Here is a 20,227-nt window from a genome sequence, read left to right as displayed (position 1 = left end):
TGTTGATCATACAATAACAGCCCTTTTCTTATATTGCAGCTAATGATTCATTTTTAGCTGATGCTATTGATAATTGGTGCAACGTAATTTCAGGACGGCTTCCAATACGGATATTCACTCCTGTTTGCCCTAGTCCCTCACTAATATAAAACGTCTTTCCATCTTGCACATGAAGCCCTTTTATCATGTTCATTCTCACAAGTTTCCCCATTTTTACAAGGTGATACGCTTTAGGATAACAGATTTGCCCGCCGTGAAAATGACCAGCCAACAAGTAATCAAAGTAATAGTTTTTCATATCAAGAACAAGATTCGGGTCATGGGTTAATACCAAATTGGATCCATGTTCTAAGCCTACATAAGAAGCAGCCAAATCACTGCGTCCTGTACTGAAATCATCAACGCCAATAATATTTACAGGATGTCCCTTTACATGAATGACTTTGTTTTCATTTTGCATAACGTTACAGCCATGCTGTTCAAGTGTTTCTTTTAACTTCTGCAGGTTCTTTCCGCGCAGAACATAATCATGATTACCTAAAACTGCATATATACCATGTTTAGCATTTAATTTATTTAAAGCCTTTAAATATGGAATAAGCTTAGGGATTGTACGTTTTCGGTCGAGGAAATCCCCAGTAAGTGCGATTAAATCAATGCTTTCGTTTTTCAACTTCTCGTAAAGCTGATCCGGGGAAATTGAGATGTTTTCAAGATGCATGTCGGAAAGCTGCAAAATGTTTAAAACGGGACCATGGTCAGCAGTTGGATTTACCTGAATTTTGTTGATCACGATATCCTTTGTGTTCCTATAAGCCCGATTTATTACATACACAAATACAATACATAAAACTGGGATTACTAACAATATCAATTACAACTCACCTCCAATACGATTATACATGAAAAAAGAAAATATTCTTTCGGTAATTCATGGGACAAAATCCAAGGGTCTTTTTACCTTTCCACGTTACTTTAATAAGAAAAGCCATCAAAGTTAGGAGCTTGATCTTTTATATACATCTGCGTAAGCTACTTTCAATTGTCCTTTTAATTTCTTGTTTTCCTCCTAAAATTTTGATTTTTTCTTGTTAGAGCTCTCTAAACGGTAATGCTCGGTTTATGCCATCAAAATGCAGTATCTTTTTACCATCATTGAAACATTTAGTTGTTTCTATACGTCTTGTATTATATAAAAATACCTATCTTTTAGGAGATGTAGAAATGCCAAAAGCACTTGGTGTCTTACTAATTATTCCAGTTATCTTTTTATTCATATTTGGTGTAGTTTTGTTTGACTATATTTATTTCCCACTAATTAGTTCTAAAGCTGAAAAAGCTGCAGAAAAGCATCTCGAGGAAAAATACAACGAAGACTTTGTTATTGATGAATCAAGCTTTTCAAAACCACTGGGCGATGATGTGGGTACTTACCGGATTGATTCTCACCCTAAGAAAAACCCCAACCTAACTGTTCGTATTTCAGTTACTGAAGATATGGAGCCAATGTCCGATGATTACTTAGACATGAAATGGCGTGCTGAGCTGAACAAACAATTTGGTTTAGTATATAAAGGGCTGTATGACTCCCTTGAAAATTACTCATATATGGTAAATGTCTCATTTCCGGATGAAACTTATACTAAATACAACATCTCTAACACCTATCAAGAAATTTATGAACAAGAGCATAAAGGGATTGGAAACATTATCTTTGCCAATGTTACGCTTAACTCTACCAATGAAATGGACCATCAGTTAGATAAGGTTTACAAATTGATCCAGTACTTGATGGCCCAGGAATTGAAGTTTTTCAGCATTGAGATTAATTACTTTGACGAAAAACTTGAACAAGAAATATCTGACAAAGACAAAAAGCTTAATTACCAGGCTTTTTTAAACAAACACCTTAAAAGTAGAGACTATCTCTTTCATTTTTCCTATGATTCTAGTGATGAGGTGTCTAAAAAGAAGCTGGAAGATATAAAATCCTCTGGTGACTTAAAGCAATACTTACGAGGGGCTAAAGCTATGAATTAATGGCCTCTGCCACACAAAGTTGACAGAGGCCATTATTGTCCTAGAACATTTCATCTCGTTTCAAAAAAGGGGGAATTAAAATGCCCAGTTCCCATTTCGGAAAACGGGTTCGATACTTCCGTCTGGAAGGACCCCATCTATATCCATTTCATGCGAACCAATCATAAAATCTACGTGTGTCATACTTTCATTCAACCCGATTTTCGCAAGTTCTTCCTTAGACATCGTTTTTCCTTCTTCTAAACAAAACGGAAATCCTTCGCCAATTGCTAAGTGATTGGAAGCATTTTCGTCGAAAAGGGTGTTATAAAAAATGGTGTTTGAGTTTGAAATTGGCGACTGATGCGGAACGAGAGCTATTTCCCCAAGATACCTGCTGCCATTATCTGTTTCAATTAATTGTTTAAGTGTGTCATACCCGTTTTCACAGGTGAAATCTACGATTTTACCTTCTTTAAATGTTAAGGTAAAGTTCTCAATCAGTTTTCCTGCGTAACTTAACGGTTTTGTACTGGTAACAATGCCGTTTACCCCGTATTTATTAGGAGAAGTGAACACTTCTTCTGTAGGCATATTCGCTATGAAAAGTGTCCCTTTTTCATTATGATTTCCTGCACTCACCCATTTATGTTTTTCTGGCAGTTCCACGGTTAAATCGGTTCCTGGGGCACGGTAATGTAGTGATTTGTATTTTCGTCCATTTAAATAATTCGCTTTACTATCTAGAACTGCTATATGTTCTTTCCATGCACCAATTGTATCCTCATGGTCGATTCTCGTTGCAGAAAAAATAGCATCCCAAAGCGCATTGATTCGTTCCGTTTTATCAATATTCGGGAACACTTTATCGGCCCAAGCCTGATTAGGATAAGCGACAATCGTCCAGGCAATTTTATCACTTAACATATAGGTTCGAAACTTGGTAAGTGCTGTACCTGATGCTTTATTAAAATTCGAGATTCTCTCTGAGTCAATTCCATTTAATAGATCTGGATTTCTTGAATCAATCAAGATAAAGGCAGCATTCTTTTCAGCTAGCTCTTCACGCTGCATGACACGGTAGGTTGGGAAATCTTTAAAAACTTCATCGGCTGCTAATTCATATTTCATTCGGGTTAAAGCGTCATCATTCCATTCATAAATGACTTCGCTTGCACCGATTTCATAAGCTCTTTTTGTTAGTAATTTAACAAACTCATAACTTTCAATAGAGGCTGATATAAATAAAATCTGCCCCTTTTGAACATTTGCTCCGATTTCAACGGCCAGAGCAGCATATTTCTCTAATTTTTCTTGGAAAGTTTTCAAATCATTTCCCCCTTTGTATTGTATAGATAATTTTACTAATTACTAACGTCATTGAACATACATATTATTTAGAATATTAATCTATGTCTACTATTTTCTTATCCTTGCCATAGATCATTACCTTGTACTCATCATTACGCACATCTTTTGTAAGTTCATGGGTTTGAATGAATTCGTTAATTTCATTCATGATTTCATTCGCAAGCTCTTTTGCCTCCGGATCTGTCGATTTAACAGATGTCTTTATTTTCATTTCTAATGGGTATGGATGGAATGAGTACGAAAAACCAGTCACTTTAAAAGATTTATCTGACATCAATCCACTCCCAATAATACCTATTATCTGACTACTTCCCCATCTTAATTCTTGTTCTCGTGCTTTCATGTCGATGCTCGTAATTCTCATTCTAAATTCCCCATATTCCTTGGTAACCGATTTTAGCATCTCCTTTAATTCGGAAACCCGTTGTTTACTTTCGGTATTAGGCAAAGCAACATAGATGAAATTCTCGATACTATTAATGCGGACTTCGATTGGAAACGCCGGCTTGTAGTTATTTTTATTAAGTAAATCGGTCACCTTTTTTTCAAGTTCCATACTATCGTTCATATATTTTTGTTCTTCTGGGGTGAGCTCTCGACCTTGATCTTTTAATTCTCCTTTTATAATATCAATCATGTATTTCCCGAAATTCTTCGCCACTAATTCCCTGTTCATTTTTGTGATTACTTCGTCTTTGATAGAATTTACTTCCTTTTTAGATCCAAGCAGTGAAACAGTAATTTTCCTTTTCGGAATAGAGACTTCTACATCAACCACTTTATAATGATTTCTATTGATAACATCAACGATTACTTCATGAAGAGCATATTTATATTCTTCCTGCTTGATAAATAAGCTAAAATAAGGGATTTTTGCTGCCACCTTTGCCATGTCCAATGAAAAGTACGAAGAACCTACAATAAGAATAAACATAGCGGCCGCTGCTATGGTTGAATATCCGAATCTTTTAAAGACAGTTCTATTTTTTACATTTGCTGAGTTATTGCTTTGGATTTCTGTTACTGAATTCAATACATATTCCATATGTTTTTCTTCAAAACGAAGTTGTTTTAATTCAGAATGCTTGCTTGGATACTTCCATTTATGATTCATAGGTTTGCCACTCCTTCAAAAAGCTTCCCAATAAATGCCGGCCACGATGCAGTCTTGTTTTCACTGTATTGGAGTTAATTTCTAATAGGATGGAAATTTCATTGATGGATAGTTCTTCATAATAATGAAGAATGATCACTTCTCTAAACTTGATCGGAAGTGACAAAACTTGTTCAAATATCATTTCTTGATTTTCTTTATCGACAACATTTGATTCAACAGATTTATCTCCACTTTTAAAAACGGAACGAAACAAATCTTGATAACGAATATTTTTATAGGACCAACTTCGAAAATAATCCTTACACTTGTTTACAGTAATTCGGTAAAGCCACGTTTTGTAGGTTGAATTATTTTGAAAGGTTTCCAGGTTTTTATAACAGCTGATAAACACTTCCTGTGAAATATCCTCAGCTACTTCTCTTTGCTTCAAGTAAGTATATGCCAGTCTCATTACCATATCTCCATACTCTTCCATTAACTGCTGAAGCTGTTCTTCTTTTGATAGCTGATTACTTTGATATGATGAAGAATGGCTCTCTATTTTGTTCACAAGCATTCAAGCCCCCCCCTTGCTTTCCATTTCTTAGACGCAGCTATCCAAACATTGGTTTCAAAAAATTTCGTTAGCCAAAGGGACGTTTTTGAGCAAGTTAGTTTAGACCGCAGGAGCCGACCCCAGGGCACATGGCCCTTCAACATGACAAAAATGTCACTTTAGATGTTGTTGTATCGATGGTTAGGGGGCAGATTAGTCGGTATAGTAAGGTGGTGAAGGAGGGCGAAGCCATGTCAACGATTATTCAAACAAAGAACTTATCGAAAGCTTACGGAAAAACACAAGTCTTAAAAAATATTGATTTGACCATTAAACAAGGGGAATTCACCGCGATTATGGGGCCATCCGGCTCTGGGAAAACAACCTTAATGAATACTCTCTCAACGATTGATTCCTTTAACGGCGGGGATGTGTGGATCGAGGGACAATCGCTGTTAGATTTGAAAAAGAAAGCCTTACGAGAATTCCGCCAAAAACGAATGGGATTTATTTTTCAGGATTACAACTTACTGGATACATTAACAGTGAAGGAAAATATCCTGCTGCCGCTCGCGTTACAAAAAACACCAGTCTATGAAATGGAGCAGCGATTAGGGAAAATCGTAGAGGCGTTAAATATTGAAGAGATCCTCCAGCAGTATCCGTCTGAAATTTCCGGCGGCCAGAAGCAGCGCACAGCCGCAGCCCGGGCGATCATTACCAACCCAGCGATTGTGTTTGCCGATGAACCGACGGGTGCACTGGATTCAAGGTCTGCTACCCAGCTGCTCGAGCAAATTCAATTACTCAATCAAACATTCAAGACCACGATTCTGATGATTACCCACGATCCGTATGCAGCAAGCTACTGTGAGCGCGTGATTTTCTTGCGTGACGGGAAAATCGTCAATGAAATGTTTAAGGGAGATCAATCGGAAAAAGAATTCTTTGACCGAATCCTGACGATTCAAAGCGCCATAGGAGGCGACCGACGATGAGTTTGATCGATTTATCATGGAGGAATATGAAGCGGAATTTCCGTTTGTATACCATCTATTTCATTTCCATGCTTGTCGGGGTTGTCATTTACTTTACTTTTTCCGGTTTAATGTTTAATGAGGACGTAGTCGCCGCTATTCAAAATAAAGAAAACTACAAAACAGTTATTTTCATTGCCTCGATGATCGTCTTTTTCTTGATTGTGTTTTTTATTTTGTACGCCAACTCATTCTTCATGAAGCAGCGAAAAAAAGAATTTGGCATGTATTTACTTTACGGCATGAAAGAACGGCAAGTTGCCGCGATGGTCTTTTTTGAAACCTTATTCTTGAGCGCCATTTCTGTATCCAGCGGAATATTAATCGGTGGATTGCTATCAAAATTTTTCGGCATGGTATTAATGAACTTAATGCACTACAAAGACAACATTTCTTTTGCTTTTCCGCTTGAAGCCATCGCCTCAACGATTCTGTTATTCGCTTTATTAATCGGCATTATTACGATTCAAAGTTATTTTAACGTCCGTCGTGTGCAGTTAGTTGAATTGTTTCATGCAAAAGAAAAAATGGAGAAACCCTTTAAGTTTTCATTTGTCTTAGCGATATTGTCGATCATCTTGATTTTAGTGTCCTATTACACGATGACTCTTTCAGGAGACAAAGACATTTGGAAAGAGCATTTTAATGCAACATTAATAGCCACAACAGTGGCATTGATTGTTGGTACGTATTTATTTTTCCGCCAGTTTTCCGGTTGGATTTTACAAAAAATGAGTCAAAGCAAACATTACCTTCATGGTAACAAAATGTTATGGATTTCCTCCCTTCGTTTTTCGATTCGAGGAAATACGATAAACTTTACGTTTAATTCACTGATTAGTGCTGTTGTCATTTTTGGAGTTGGATTTATTGCTGTCGACTACGCCGTGAAAGCTGACGTTGTAAAAAAAGAATTTCCAAATCATTTTGCTTTTTCGACGCAAGATGATAAAACACAAAAACAAATTGAACAAATAATGAATGAATCGCATCCAATTATTAGGCATGAGACCATTACGGGAATTAAAACAGAAAAAATCACAAATAGAAAAACATTTTTTAACTATCCGGAATATTACACAGAGGAGTTTTACCTTTTCCCTGAGTCGCAATTAAATACGATTGTTGATTTACGTGGAGTTGGTAAAAAAGTAAATGTAACAGGGGAAGAAGCAATTGTTTTAACAAGAGGATTGGATGAATCAACTAAATATAAAAGTCCCGTGCCAACCATTACGGTTTTAGGGGAGCATACATTTCGTGTAGTGGAAAAAATACGATATCCATTGTTAAGCATTCCAACGAATCCTAGGGGAGATACCTCTCCTCAACCTTCTGTACTCGTGATTTCAGATGAAGCTTTTGCTAACTTAAAAGCAGATCGTACTCTTTCTTCCTATGAATTTTATCAAATCGAAGATCCGAAAACGTCCAACGATGTATCGCGAAAAATATACGATATCGTTGAGAAAAAAGAAGGAGCGTATTATTCAGCCTATGCAGATCAGTATTCCACTAATGTTGAGTCGTCCTCGTTAATATTGTTCTCCGTTGCGTTTTTTGCAGTCATTGCCTTGTTTGCTTTAGGTAGTGTCATTTACTTTAAACAGCTGCGCGAAGCGACAGAAGAGCGGGAACACTACGCCATTTTGCGAAAAATTGGTGTTGGCGACAAAGAAATAAAAAAGATTATTCGCAAACAATTGCTGTTCGTCTTTTTACCGCCCCTCATACTGGGATTGGTACACAGCTGGTATCTTTTATATTATACAGTCATTCTAATCATAAAAGATTTACCTTCCTTAACGACGATCATTTTTTCTGTGATGGGATTGTATGTGTTAACATATATCATCTTTTACGTATCCTCAACATCGATTTACTACAAAATTGTCAACGAAAAATATTCTCCTTGAGTGTTATAGAGTTAACATTTACATGAAAGTTTACTAAAGTAAATCAACGTCATGTTGGAAGCCCCTTCGGCTTCCTTTTTTTATACTCGTTTTTCATTGGTCAGTGGACATCCGCCGAAAAAATGTCTCCTTCACGCGAGAGGAATAGTTATACAACAGGACTTTAGGCTTATTTTTATTTTAAAAAAAATTCATAATATTCAGTTACACTCGCAATTCCCCCAATTATTTGATGATTTTTTAACAAGATTCGACCCTGCTTTTCTCATGAAAACTTGATTTCTGCAAATGGGGTAAAAAATTTGTCGGCGGAACCTCAACCATTCGACACAATTATAAGGGCATAATCCCCCAAACCGCTGTGGTTTCAATAAAAAGTAAAATGAAAATGGAAGTCGAAAACAAAGGAGAGGTACGATGAAAAAAGCCACAAAAAATAAGGTCTTAAAGGTTTTATCTGCAGGGGTTTTAACGACAAGTTTAGTAGCCACTTGTCTCATCCCTGGACAAACTTCCTATGCAGCAGGTGATACCGGTGCCGGCATCAAAGATATCGACAGCTACTTGAAAAATATCTCGAGCGCCGACCGGAACAAAATCGGCGGGATTGAAGAAATCGGCGCCAAAGGCCTTCAATTTTCTTCTGATGTAAATTTAAATGAAGACACTCCCCTAACGGTGATTGTCCAATTTAAACAGGATCCGGCTGTTGTCGATTTCAAAAAGAATGAAGCCAATGGGTTAAAGGCAAATCTTGATGATTCCAATCAATTAGTGGAACAATCCCATATCTCCTTTAAAAACCAACTAAAGGGTAATGGAAAGCTAAAGGATTCTGCCGAAATCAAACGCGAATATAAACATGCCTTTAACGGTGCCGCCGTCACTTTGCCTGCGAATCAGGTGAAGGAGCTCATGACACTTGATACCGTAAAAGCGGTGTATGAAAACAAGACCGTCACCGCTGAACCGTCCGTCGAACAATACGGCGAAATGACTTCAACTACAACCGATACCGACCACGTGAAATTAACGGATATGGAACAAATCGGCGCCGAGAAGCTTCATGAAGAAGGTGTAACGGGTAAAGGAATCAAGGTCGGAGTCATAGATACTGGAATCGATTATACTCACCCTGACTTAAAGGATGTGTATAAAGGTGGATATGACTTTGTCAACAACGATAATGATCCGATGGAAACCACCTATGATGATTGGAAAAATTCTGGAAAACCTGAATTCAACCCAACATCTGGTGAACCCTATTATACCGCACACGGTACCCACGTTTCAGGGACAATCGCAGGAACTGGAAAAAACCACTCTTCTTTATCGGTAACAGGCGTTGCGCCAGAAGTGGAGCTTCATGGCTATAAGGTATTAGGACCGTATGGAACCGGAAATGACGAAGCAATTTTAGCAGGTATCGATAAAGCCCTAGAAGACGGAATGAATGTCATCAATTTATCATTAGGAGCGCCGATTGCGAACCCTCTTGATCCCCTTGCGGTTGCGATCAACAATGCCACCTTAGCCGGAACGGTTTGTGTGTTGGCAGCTGGAAATGCAGGATCAAACCATTGGACAATTGGCAGCCCTGCGTCTTCAGCTCTTGGCATTACCGTGGGAGCAAGCACATCCCCTCTTGGGATTGAAACAAGTAACGGAGTGGCGTCAGCAGCTGGTCAAAGTGCTAATCTAGAAAATATGAGAATGCTCGCCCTTGATTACAACCCTTTAAATGCTCTTACAGGGACTTCTTACCAAGTTCTGTATGTTGGTAAAGGGGCGGTGTCTAGCTACAGCGGACGAAATGTGAAGGATAAAATTGTGTTGATCGAGCGCGGAGATTATTCGCTTCACGACAAAATTGTGAACGCGAAAAACGCAGGCGCAAAAGCTGCGATTATCTTCAACAATATTCCGGGTGAAGATTATATCCCGTACTATTTAGGAATGAGTTTTGAATATCTTCCGACCTTTAATGTGACGAGTGAGCAAGGTAATGCGATTTTAAATCTCGTTCGCGCGGGTGCTGGCACGGCAAATCTTACCTTGAATTCGTTTGGCAGCATCAGTATGGGTGGCGATAAACTCGCAGACTTCAGTTCAAGAGGACCAGCAAGAAGATATTATGATATTAAACCAGAAATTACAGCGCCAGGGGTGGCCGTGCTTTCATCCGTACCTGCTTACGATAATGGAGCCGCCCATAAAGACGACTATGAACACGCCTATGCCCGTTTTGATGGAACCAGTATGGCAGCACCGCATGTAGCGGGAGCAGCAGCTTTACTTTTACAAACTCATCCGGATTATACGCCAGAACAAGTAAAACTTGCGTTAATGAACACAGCCGATCGCTTAAACGGTTCTTACAGCGTGTTTGAACAAGGGGCCGGAAGATTGGATATCTATGAAGCGGTTCATTCGACGACATCTATAAGCGTGAAAGACGAAGTGCCAAGTTTAGACGAAATGGGTGATACAATCACGATTAAGGAGCACTCCGGCGATATGAGTTTTGGGCCAATTGTGACTACTGATAAGGATGTCATGAAGAAAAAATCGATTACATTAGAAAACCATTCAGATGTTTCCAAATCGTTTGAGGTAAAGGTGAATTTTCAACAAATCGCAGGATACTCGAATGATGCGGCAAAAAATGGAGTGACACTTTCTGTACCATCCGAGGTCATAGTGGAAACTAACGATAAGGCGAACATCAAAGCAACGCTAAACGTTCCGACAACAGCAGAACTCGGTCTATATGAAGGGTATATTACGATCACAAACAAGAGTGATGCGAATGAAACGTATCAAATTCCATTTGGCTTAAACAAACTGGTGGAAGGGATTCACGAGGTTCTTTTATCCACAAAAGCGTTTAACACCAGAAGAGATTTACCGTTTGCCATTTCTGGTTCTACCCAGATTGGCTTTTCATTGGACAGCCGCATGCAGACTGTGGACATCCTCCTTAAAAATGCCGACACTGGCGAAGAGCTAGGGATGCTTGGAACGGCAACGGGCGGTTTCAATGAAGGCATGACTTTCGGTTTAGATGGTGGATTTAACGGGCTTTACAACGCGTTTACCGGAAATCCGGACCAACCCGTTCATTTCACGAAAAGCTTAGCCGCACCTGGACGGTATGAAATAGAAATCGTCGGAACCAACGAGGAAGGAAAAGTTTTTAAAAAGTCAAAGCCAATCGTGATTGAAAACACACTTCCAACGTTAAAAATGAACACGCCTGGCGGTGTCTACGAAGTGGATGATACAGGATTAAAAATTAGTGGGAACATCACCGATGGAACGGTTGACCTCTTAAATCAATACGGTGACAAGGTGGATCAATCTGCGAATACAGTGAAAGTAACAGGGGCAGTAAACCCTTTTGGCAACGTCCCGCTTGTCGTGGACAGCAAAGGAAATTTTGAATACACCAGAACCATTCAAGCAGGTAAAGAATTCTCAAGTTTCACCCTTGTCGCCCAGGATATCGCAACGAACGGCGTGCAAGGTCAGCCGGACTCAACGTTCACCTTGGTGAAAAAAGGCGTTCCTTACGCGAAACTAACGAGTAATCTGACAAACGCAAAATACGGAGATACTGTAAAAATCACGTTAAGTGCCCATAATTTGAAAAATTTCATGGGTGGCGATTTCACCCTTACGTATCCAAAACAACTTATGGATTACGTAGGAGCAGAGTTGACAACGGAATTTACGAATGCAGCGACGGAAAAGGGATTAACTGCGACGATAACCACTCAGAACATCCCAAGCGACACGTCGAACAACTGGATACGAGTATTGCCTGCGTTAACTGGAAATAATCCAACGGCTGGGATCAATGAAAGTATTCCGGTAGCGACACTTACCTTTAAAGTGAAGGAACAGCAGCCTGTTTATACAAAATGGGTGCAAACTTTGAATATCCAAACAGCAAAAGCAAATCTATTAGGGTTGCCGCAAATGACCTTGAATAACAAATTCGGTCAAAACATAAACATCCTCCCGACCTATTCCGTTTTAGAGGGTGGATTCTTACCGGATGGATTTATTCCAAGCAATCAAATCTGGCTTGATCCAAAACGCGACTATTCTAAAATAGGGGCAGAAGTGTATCTCGTGGGTGCTAAAGACGGAAAACGTTACGATGCAACGGTCAACAGTGCAGCGAGATTCATCGTTTCCAATTTACCGCTTCTTGACCAGTCCTATGACATCGTGATCAAAATTCCAGGTCATTTCGAACGTCATATGAAAGCAGAAGAGATGGTCGATAGTTTCGATGGTGTGCCAGTTGGAAAAGACAAGTATTTCTACTACTCGATGCTGAGAGCAGGAGACGTGAACCATGACAATATCATTGACATCATGGATGCGGTCTACATCAACAGTAAGCTAGGAACAAACGACCGCGACACGGACATCAACTATGACGGTGTTGTCGACGAAAAAGATCTATTCTTTGTCGAGATGAATTACATGATGGTGAATCCAGACATACCAACAAAAAATAAACCGGTTTCCCAGTACAAAGGGAAAACACTGGATGATTACATCCAGTCATAAGAATAACGGTCAAAACCATTAGACTTGAACTGCACCCGAATTGTTAGACACACTCTAACAATTTGAGGTGCAGTTTTTTTGGTTAAATCTTCTCTTTAAGAAAGCTGCCAAGAACGGAACCCTTGGGTTATTTTACTAAAGGGTTCACTTGTGAGGTACAGACCAAATCAAATAACAAATCACATAAAATTCACAGTATATTTCACAGTCAAAAAGGCTTAGAGTTGCAAATATCACTAAGCCTTTTTTTATTTTTCTTTTTTCACGAAACCACCCGTAAGTTGTACAAGTTCATTAGATGCTAATAAATAAGCGGAGAAATTTCTCTTAATTAGGAAATAGCACTGAAAATAGCTTAAATAGACGGAAGGATTCCGGCTATTGACTCGAAAAACGTGAAAATGAGTAATTTTGCTTTGCTTAATCGGAAAATCTCCGCTTATATCCCCCGAACCGAGTTCTATTCTGCACTCTAACCGGAAATTCTCCGCTTATTTTAAATATCACTAGTTACTCAATTAAGGATAAGACTTCTTATTTTCAAAAAAACCAAGTAAACCCGTTATTATTTTACTCATTGTGTTTTTTTAGGATTAAATACGGATCGCTATCCAGCGGGAAGTGAATGATAAATTGGGTAAACTCCCCCACCTTTGACGTACAACTTATGTAATGTCCTAATTTGTTACATAACTGCTGGGCTAAGTATAAACCCATTCCGGTCGACTTCGAATACGTACGTCCCGTTTCTCCGGTAAAACCTCGATTAAAAATCCGCGGCAGGTCTTTTGGGCTGATGCCAATCCCGGAATCCCGTATCAGCAGCTGTTTTTCTTTTGGCTTTTCGAGAGCTGAAATGGTGATCTCTCCACGAGGTTCCGTATATTTTAAACTATTGGTTACTAGCTGATTCACGATAAACTGCAGCCATTTTGGGTCACTTTGAACTTCGAGTGACTCGGACTGAATGGTAATCCTGATTTTTTTGGAGAAAAAGGTTTTCGAATGGGATCGAATGATCTCTTTCGAAATGTGGATGATGTCACAATTTTGAATATCGTAATCCTGATTAAAGCTATCGAGTTTGGCATAATAGAGAGCATGATCGACGTAATTTTCAATCTTAGTGATCTCTTCTCTTAAACTGCCCGCGTCCATATCGGTTTGCTGTAATAAGCGAAGAACCGATATGGGTGTTTTGATCTCATGAAACCAGGAGACCACAAAATCATAATGCTCCTTCTGTCTGTCTTGAATCTGATTCATTTCACGGATATGCTGCTTTTTTAACTCTTCGATGTGTGCTTTAGCGAAATCTCCTTCGAGCGACAAACTGTCATACTCTTCACTTTCCATCTGGCGGATGACCCGTACGTTTTGCTGATAACGGAATACTAAAAAGCCAATTACCACCATCGAAGATAAAGCAAAGGCATAGAAGAATGTCCCCCATGATAAGTGCCCATTGCTATCAGTAAAAAATACCGCGGCGGAAATCAAGAAACTAGTTAGATATAGATAAATATAAGGCTTTTCATAGGTAAGAAAGCGGAGGAAGGTCATTCGATCAAATACCCCATTCCCTTCCGAGTAACAATAAACTCCTCCAGTCCAAGAGCTCCGACTTTTCTGCGCATCCGGTTTACATTTACAGTCAGTGTGTTATCATCCACGAACTGGTCTTCATTCCAAAGGGCCTGCATTAATTCCTCGCGTGAAACAATTTTTCCGATATTGCGCATCATCAATTGTAAAAGGATGAATTCATTTCGGCTTAACTCTACGCTTTTCCCTTTAAATTCAATGGTTGAATTGGTGATATTTAGTTTCAACCCCCGATGGATGAATCCGTTGTTCTCATCTTCCTGATAGGTATATTTCCGACGGATGAGCGCACTTATTTTCGCGACAAGGATATCCAAATCAAAGGGCTTCTGGATAAAATCATCTCCGCCCATATTAATCGCCATAATGATATCCATATTCTGATTTCTGGATGATAGGAAAATAATCGGCACCTTGGACATAGCGCGGATTTGCTGGCACCAGTAGTATCCATCAAAAACCGGAAGATTAATATCTAATAGAACGAGGTGCGGATCCGTCTGCTCAAATTCCGATAGCACTTGGTCAAATTGGGTCACTTCCACCACATCATACTGCCACTTTTTCAACGTATCAGCGACAATCCGTCTGATTTTTTCATCGTCCTCAATCATCAATATTCTATACATGAAAATCCCTCATCACTGTAAAAATGGTCCTACGGTTATTTTAGCACAATCTTTTTCCTCGTAATCGAGACATGGATTCCTATGCAACTTTAATTCCTTCCGTTACGGCCCAAGGGTTCTTATTTTTATAAAGTTGAAGTGGACTTAAAGGTTTTTAAGAAAGCAAAAACCTTGCCGATTTAATCAGCAAGGTTACAAATTTTTAAGATGCCCAGTTCCCATTTCGGAAAATGGGTTCGATGCTTCCGTCAGGAAGAATCCCATCTATATCCATTTCATGCGAGCCAATCATAAAATCTACGTGTGTCATACTTTCATTCAAACCGATTTCCGCAAGTTCTTCTTTAGACATTGTTTTTCCTTCGTCTAAACAAAACGGAAATCCTTCGCCAATTGCTAAGTGATTTGACGCATTCTCGTCGAAAAGCGTGTTATAAAAAATCGTGCTTGTTTGTGAATTTGGCGACTGATGCGGAACGAGAGCTATTTCGCCAAGATACCTGCTGCCCTCACAGTCGCTCACTATGTTTTAGCATATTATTCCAATAAAAAAACTATTAAACTCCAAACTTACAAACTTCCATTTAAGTTTTTGTTATGGTAGTTTCCAAGCTACATTATAGTCATCGTATCCGCCATAGTACTGCCAAATTTCCGCCTTTTCGTTTGTTCCAGGGAAATTGAGCCAATCAGAATTGCCCGTTGTCAAATCTGCAGGGATGTCACCCGGGTAATGTGCAACCCAATAAGCCCCAGGAGTGCTTGGCGAAAAGTCACCCATCGTACGATCCCAGTTGCCTGGAGATGAATAAGTACCAGGTTTTACACCTTGTCCATATTGATTGAGATAATTAACAAATGCATTATAAATCGTTTGATTATTTGCATAGTCATAGTCATTCATACCGGTTAAAGCTGATTCTACATCAATAAAGATAACAGGTCTGACTTTCGAACCATATACACTCTTCATAGCTTCATAGGTTTGTAGTGCCAATTTTGCCTGCTGCACTCCCCACTCACTTACAGAGGTTCCTATTGGCGCCTTTTGCATACCGGATAAAAACCAATAACCGTAAACATAGCTGGCATTCTGTGCTCTAGCACTACTGAAATAGATGCCGCTGCCCGTGCTTGCATCAAATTGCACAGTGCTGCCATAACCTAACTTCCCTAGATAAAAATCTTCCCCTTCAGGATTCGCTGATGAAGCAGAATCCGATCCGAATAGATATCCTTGTACAGCTTCAGTTCCATTCGAATCTGCAGATGGGGCTTTTGAAAAAATCGCAGAGTTTGGGGCAGCATGCATTTTTGCTGTTTCACTGGCATGTACACTTGCCTGCGATTTTCCAATATTGCCTTCTTGCTTATGTTGGATCTCCGATTCTGCTTCTACTGTAGGCTGCGCAGGAACCTCAGTCTTTGTTGAAACGGCAGAAGATGCTTTTCCGATGGCTTGTCCATTTTGAGAACTGCTTGTTTGAACAGTTTTAACTGGCTCCACTTTTCCTTTATCAAGTCCAGCCGCTGCAGTAAAATGGCCTCCTGCCAAAAGTCCAAAAGACAATACTCCAGTTAATACGAAAGATTTTGCAAGTTTAATAGCGTTAAGGTAATGTTTCATTTTCCAATTATGCTCCTTTAATTATCGTTACCTGTGGCTTAATTAACAGTAAACGTTGTGAAAAAAGGAGCTGCTTTTGGCGGTGGTAAAGGCGGCGCATTGATCCATTGATGACAGTACTTAGCCTGGCGGGAAGTATAGAGCTGGCCAAGGTTCAAACCAAAATATTCATCCCAGTCAAGCCGGCTTGCAATAAAGCTTGTCGTGCCTGTACCCGGACTGAACTGCTCATTTGATTGCCCTCCAGCAGATGGCGTTCGTGGTGGAGGGTTGCTCAGGATCTCAATGTCCCCAAGATACTGCCTATTGTTAGCTGGAGTCTTGTTTTCCTCATCTTTTAACGGTTTCTGCGGCAAGGTCAGAGAACTATTTGTCTTAATTGATACGGAGGGTTCAGTATCTTTTGGATAAGGTTCTGACTTAGCATCTAAACCAGAAGGCCGGCTGTTATTTTCCTCCTCAAAACCTGTTTGATTTGAGGTGAGTGACTTAGGGTCCTCCGGCGGCTTGTTCGTTACAGCATTGGGCTTTGAAGGTCCTGTTTGTCTAGCAGCTTTCTCTTTTGCAGCCGGTTCTGCAGATTCGGCAGACTTTATGTTTTTTTGTGAAGAAAGAGCTGCCTTTTCAATTCCCTTATTCGTCTTGTTTGGTGACTTCGGAACAGGGTTTGTTGAGGTTTGCTTGGTTCTAGGATTCGTCCCTGGATTTTGAACCACTTCGCCTTGATTTTTATGTACGTTTTCAGGTGTAACGGGCATTGCTTTTTCCGTAACCAATGGCTCTTCGTTTTTCTCTAAAACGGGAGTATGCACTGCAGGATTTTGAGGTTCTGGTTGACCAGCGGCTCCATTTTTCTCTGCAAATGCATGGTTTGGCAAGAAAGCAGCTGCCCCCAAAAATACACCCATTAGAATGAAATTCCGGATGTGCATTATGTCACCTCCTTTCAAGAGTAGAGCATCGTAACTTCCATGGACACCATTCGACATTATTTTTGAATTTTTGTCGGTTTTTCGTTCATTTTATAAACAAAGGTTCTTTTAACCTAAGCTGGATCGATAATGGATGAGTCAAATTTCCTTGAACAAAGGGGATTTACTACCAAGTAAGACACTGTTTGTTTAGCAAAATCAAAAAAGCCGATTCCAAGTTTAAGAATCGACTAGAAAAATTATTAATATAGATGGATGGTCTAGTTTAGTGCTAACAAGCCAGTCCTTTATTCGGATTGAGATTAATCTTTCATTCTTCTATTTTTACAGGCTCTTTATATGAGCATTTAATAGATCCTTAAGAGAATATATGGAATTGATCACTTTGCTCTTCTATTTTTACATCAGAACTACTAGAGTTAGATTCTATGTAAAAATGCTCCGGATGGGGATGACTGAGAAAATCGTGATGAGAAATAGCCCACCCATATGCTCCCGTATAACTGAAAAGAATAATATCCCCGGCACGTACACTTCCAACTTGAACATCTCTGGCAAGTACGTCATTTGGAGTACACAACTCCCCAGCTACTGTAACCACTGCTCCATTTACTTCAGGTCGTTTGAAAGGATAGGACCATTTCTCTATTGGTACGATGGTGAAAGGATGACTATGTTTCCAAGCTGCCGGTAGTCTAAAATGATGGCTTCCCCCGCGAACTACACAAAAATATTGACCATGATTTTGTTTGATATCCAATACCTCCGCTGCATAATAGCCGCACGAGGAAGTAATATAACGGCCACATTCAAACAGTACCTGCCAATTGGAATGCTTATGCTTATCTATTACTTTTTCCAACCGCTTTGTTAAGTCGATCCAATCAAATTCATTTTCAATATTCTGGTAATCAATCCCGATACCACCTCCTACGTTTACATAGGAAATGTCAAGATTCCACTCTCTCCCCCACGTATTTGCCCTTTCCAAACAATGATCCACGAAGTCTGCATGGGTTTGGGAGTTCCCATTATTGGACATTGCATGAAAATGAAAGCCGAGGAGCGTTACATTTGGCAAACCTTTAGCCAAGGCGATTGCATAGGGTATTTCTACTTCGTCTATTCCAAATTGTGTCGGTACACCTGCCATTTTAAGCTGTGCGTTCGGAACGGCATGATGCAGATTGACTCGAAGTAAAATATTTACGATTGTTTCATTTTGACCGGCTATGTAATTGACCAACTCTAATTCCTTGATGCTTTCAATATGAAGTAAGGAGACGTTATGTTTAATAGCCCCTTCAATCTCTTCATGTGTTTTTCCAGGACCGCCGAACAAGATCGGGATTTGTTCATCTATAGCCCGAACTTTCTCAATCTCTCCTAGTGAAGCTACTTCAAACCCATGAACAATGGGAGCTAAAGTTTTTAATAGAGTCGAATCAGAGTTCGCTTTTATGGCATAGAATAAGCGGCAGGACCGAGGAAGAGTTGTCATTAATCCATTCACATGGTGACGAAGTTTTGATAAATCATATAGATAGGCACAAAAAGGCTTCTCCCGATCCTTCTTGAGGGTCTGAACGATCATTTCCATCATTATTTATTCACTCCTATATCACATTATAATTTCCAGATTTGCCGTCTGCTTGCTGCGATCAGCAAGGTTATTCCAATACAGCCTGCCCCCATCACGAAGCCTGCCAATAAAGTACCTGACCATGAGGCAATTGCCCCTATGAGTATCGCTCCTAGAGGAATAAACCCTCTATCCATTAAAGCAATGCTCAAAATCCTTCCCCTCAATTGATTAGGAACATTCATTTGTAATGTAATTCGGCTCATCGTCCGGTAAGTCTGACTTGTTAATCCAACAAGGAACATAGCTGCCCCTGCCATAAACATGTTTTTAGATCCTATGAATAAAAGCAAAGAGACTCCAAATCCCAAAATCGAATAAATCAGCCATTTTCCTGCACTTTTTATATCCTTCCCAAGCGAAAGCCAGCAAGTTCCCACTAATGCACCGATAGACGAAATAGATAGAAGCATCCCAAACCCTTCAGGCCCAAGCTGTAATAAATCTCTGGCCAATAACGGCATCATCGTTGTATATGGAAATCCAAATATCATCGGGACAATTGCCAAAATGAGCAAAGATTGTACTGATGGCTGACTTTTAATATACTCTGCTGCCTCGCGGAGAGTTCTCTTCTCTTTGTCTTTTTTAGTAGAGTCCGGAAAAGAATGAGAATGAATTATCAGCAAAGAAAATAGAACACCTAACGTCGCCCATGCATTGATAAAAAATAAATTTTCCATTTCAGTGACGGCAAGCAGTGCGCCTGCAATCGCCGGTCCTACTATACGAGACAGGTGGATAACGGTGGTATTAATCGCGATTGCACTAGTCATTAAGCTTGGAGCGACAAGATCTGAGACTAACGCATTCCGAACAGGTGGATCCATCGCTGCAAGCATAGACCTTATTGTTACGATCAACACAAAAAACCAAAAGGACTGTTTTGTCTCAACGAGATAGCCAAGACAAAACGTTAACATCATCATGACGATTTGAATCCATATTAATAATCTTCGCCGATCAAACCGATCAGCCAAAACGCCTGCCGGAACACTTAGTATAAATGTGGGGACCAAACGGCAAGCATTCACCAATCCCAGATAAAGGGGAGAGTCGGTAAATTGTAATACCGCCCAGTTTAGGGCGACTAAATCCATCCAATCCCCTACCCGTGAAACCAAGCTTCCGGACATGAAAATCGTAAATGATCTCGAGCGAAGAGCAAAGCGCGGCACCTCCTGATGCTCAGCTTCTATGTGTGCCATATTTC

General features: G+C 39.8%; 14 protein-coding genes and 1 pseudogene. 4 read left to right on the top strand and 11 right to left on the bottom strand.

Going from position 1 to position 20,227, the window contains the following annotated elements; all coding sequences use genetic code 11:
- Positions 1-28: 28 nt before the first annotated feature.
- Positions 29-874 (bottom strand): metallophosphoesterase, encoded by an 846-nt coding sequence (locus LC455_RS05925; protein ID WP_223589015.1) that lies wholly within the window; start codon positions 872-874, stop codon positions 29-31.
- Positions 875-1,224: 350 nt separating this feature from the next.
- Between LC455_RS05925 and LC455_RS05920 the strand changes: the two genes are divergently transcribed.
- A complete protein-coding gene (locus LC455_RS05920) occupies positions 1,225-2,040 on the top strand; it encodes a murein transglycosylase (RefSeq protein ID WP_223589014.1) in 816 nt (271 codons plus the stop codon).
- Positions 2,041-2,115: 75 nt separating this feature from the next.
- On the opposite strand, the gene LC455_RS05915 is transcribed toward LC455_RS05920, so the two are convergent.
- The 3 genes from LC455_RS05915 to LC455_RS05905 all read right to left on the bottom strand — a co-directional run bounded on the left by LC455_RS05915 (position 2,116) and on the right by LC455_RS05905 (position 5,063).
- Positions 2,116-3,348, bottom strand: a complete 1,233-nt coding sequence (locus LC455_RS05915; protein WP_223589012.1) for an aminopeptidase — start codon at positions 3,346-3,348, stop codon at positions 2,116-2,118.
- Between the two features lie 76 nt (positions 3,349-3,424).
- Positions 3,425-4,504: a DUF4030 domain-containing protein gene (locus LC455_RS05910; protein ID WP_223589010.1), complete on the bottom strand. Its 1,080-nt coding sequence runs from the start codon at positions 4,502-4,504 to the stop codon at positions 3,425-3,427.
- The gene (locus LC455_RS05905; protein WP_223589008.1) at positions 4,494-5,063 is read right to left on the bottom strand and encodes a sigma-70 family RNA polymerase sigma factor; all 570 of its coding nucleotides are present in this window, start codon (positions 5,061-5,063) and stop codon (positions 4,494-4,496) included. Before LC455_RS05905 ends, LC455_RS05910 begins: the two co-directional genes overlap by 11 nt.
- Before the next feature lie 230 nt (positions 5,064-5,293).
- Here LC455_RS05905 and LC455_RS05900 point away from each other — a divergent pair, with 230 nt between their 5' ends.
- The 3 genes from LC455_RS05900 to LC455_RS05890 all read left to right on the top strand — a co-directional run bounded on the left by LC455_RS05900 (position 5,294) and on the right by LC455_RS05890 (position 12,579).
- Positions 5,294-6,040, top strand: a complete 747-nt coding sequence (locus tag LC455_RS05900) for an ABC transporter ATP-binding protein (protein ID WP_223589007.1) — start codon at positions 5,294-5,296, stop codon at positions 6,038-6,040.
- Positions 6,037-7,995, top strand: coding sequence for an FtsX-like permease family protein (locus tag LC455_RS05895; protein WP_223589005.1), 1,959 nt, complete (start codon positions 6,037-6,039; stop codon positions 7,993-7,995). Before LC455_RS05900 ends, LC455_RS05895 begins: the two co-directional genes overlap by 4 nt.
- A gap of 417 nt (positions 7,996-8,412) precedes the next feature.
- Positions 8,413-12,579, top strand: coding sequence for a S8 family serine peptidase (locus LC455_RS05890; protein ID WP_223589003.1), 4,167 nt, complete (start codon positions 8,413-8,415; stop codon positions 12,577-12,579).
- A gap of 570 nt (positions 12,580-13,149) precedes the next feature.
- Here LC455_RS05890 and LC455_RS05885 read toward each other — a convergent pair.
- The 7 genes and pseudogenes from LC455_RS05885 to LC455_RS05855 form a co-directional block, all read right to left on the bottom strand.
- Positions 13,150-14,142, bottom strand: a complete 993-nt coding sequence (locus tag LC455_RS05885; protein ID WP_223589001.1) for a sensor histidine kinase — start codon at positions 14,140-14,142, stop codon at positions 13,150-13,152.
- Positions 14,139-14,813: a response regulator transcription factor gene (locus LC455_RS05880; protein WP_223588999.1), complete on the bottom strand. Its 675-nt coding sequence runs from the start codon at positions 14,811-14,813 to the stop codon at positions 14,139-14,141. Before LC455_RS05880 ends, LC455_RS05885 begins: the two co-directional genes overlap by 4 nt.
- Before the next feature lie 202 nt (positions 14,814-15,015).
- Positions 15,016-15,339, bottom strand: a pseudogene (locus tag LC455_RS05875) (aminopeptidase); the annotation flags it as partial.
- A gap of 69 nt (positions 15,340-15,408) precedes the next feature.
- A complete protein-coding gene (locus LC455_RS05870) occupies positions 15,409-16,440 on the bottom strand; it encodes a hypothetical protein (RefSeq protein WP_223588998.1) in 1,032 nt (343 codons plus the stop codon).
- Between the two features lie 38 nt (positions 16,441-16,478).
- A complete protein-coding gene (locus tag LC455_RS05865) occupies positions 16,479-17,372 on the bottom strand; it encodes a hypothetical protein (RefSeq protein WP_223588996.1) in 894 nt (297 codons plus the stop codon).
- A 358-nt stretch (positions 17,373-17,730) separates the two neighbouring features.
- Positions 17,731-18,975, bottom strand: coding sequence for a type III PLP-dependent enzyme (locus LC455_RS05860; RefSeq protein ID WP_223588994.1), 1,245 nt, complete (start codon positions 18,973-18,975; stop codon positions 17,731-17,733).
- A 23-nt stretch (positions 18,976-18,998) separates the two neighbouring features.
- Positions 18,999-20,222: an MFS transporter gene (locus tag LC455_RS05855; RefSeq protein ID WP_223588993.1), complete on the bottom strand. Its 1,224-nt coding sequence runs from the start codon at positions 20,220-20,222 to the stop codon at positions 18,999-19,001.
- Positions 20,223-20,227: the final 5 nt, after the last annotated feature.

It is taken from the genome of Neobacillus bataviensis, from assembly GCF_019969725.1.
Note: the sequence above shows the minus strand (reverse complement) of the source record. Positions and strands in the feature narration are given on the sequence as shown.

Excerpts from the sequence above, each read along its gene's own strand:
- LC455_RS05880 (WP_223588999.1), bottom strand. The coding sequence starts at position 14,813 with ATGTATAGAATATTGATGATTGAGGACGATGAAAAAATCAGACGGATT.
- LC455_RS05885 (WP_223589001.1), bottom strand. The coding sequence starts at position 14,142 with ATGACCTTCCTCCGCTTTCTTACCTATGAAAAGCCTTATATTTATCTA.
- LC455_RS05865 (WP_223588996.1), bottom strand. The coding sequence starts at position 17,372 with ATGCACATCCGGAATTTCATTCTAATGGGTGTATTTTTGGGGGCAGCT.
- LC455_RS05895 (WP_223589005.1), top strand. The coding sequence starts at position 6,037 with ATGAGTTTGATCGATTTATCATGGAGGAATATGAAGCGGAATTTCCGT.
- LC455_RS05900 (WP_223589007.1), top strand. The coding sequence starts at position 5,294 with ATGTCAACGATTATTCAAACAAAGAACTTATCGAAAGCTTACGGAAAA.
- LC455_RS05870 (WP_223588998.1), bottom strand. The coding sequence starts at position 16,440 with ATGAAACATTACCTTAACGCTATTAAACTTGCAAAATCTTTCGTATTA.
- LC455_RS05860 (WP_223588994.1), bottom strand. The coding sequence starts at position 18,975 with ATGATGGAAATGATCGTTCAGACCCTCAAGAAGGATCGGGAGAAGCCT.
- LC455_RS05890 (WP_223589003.1), top strand. The coding sequence starts at position 8,413 with ATGAAAAAAGCCACAAAAAATAAGGTCTTAAAGGTTTTATCTGCAGGG.
- LC455_RS05920 (WP_223589014.1), top strand. The coding sequence starts at position 1,225 with ATGCCAAAAGCACTTGGTGTCTTACTAATTATTCCAGTTATCTTTTTA.
- LC455_RS05855 (WP_223588993.1), bottom strand. The coding sequence starts at position 20,222 with ATGGCACACATAGAAGCTGAGCATCAGGAGGTGCCGCGCTTTGCTCTT.
- LC455_RS05905 (WP_223589008.1), bottom strand. The coding sequence starts at position 5,063 with ATGCTTGTGAACAAAATAGAGAGCCATTCTTCATCATATCAAAGTAAT.
- LC455_RS05910 (WP_223589010.1), bottom strand. The coding sequence starts at position 4,504 with ATGAATCATAAATGGAAGTATCCAAGCAAGCATTCTGAATTAAAACAA.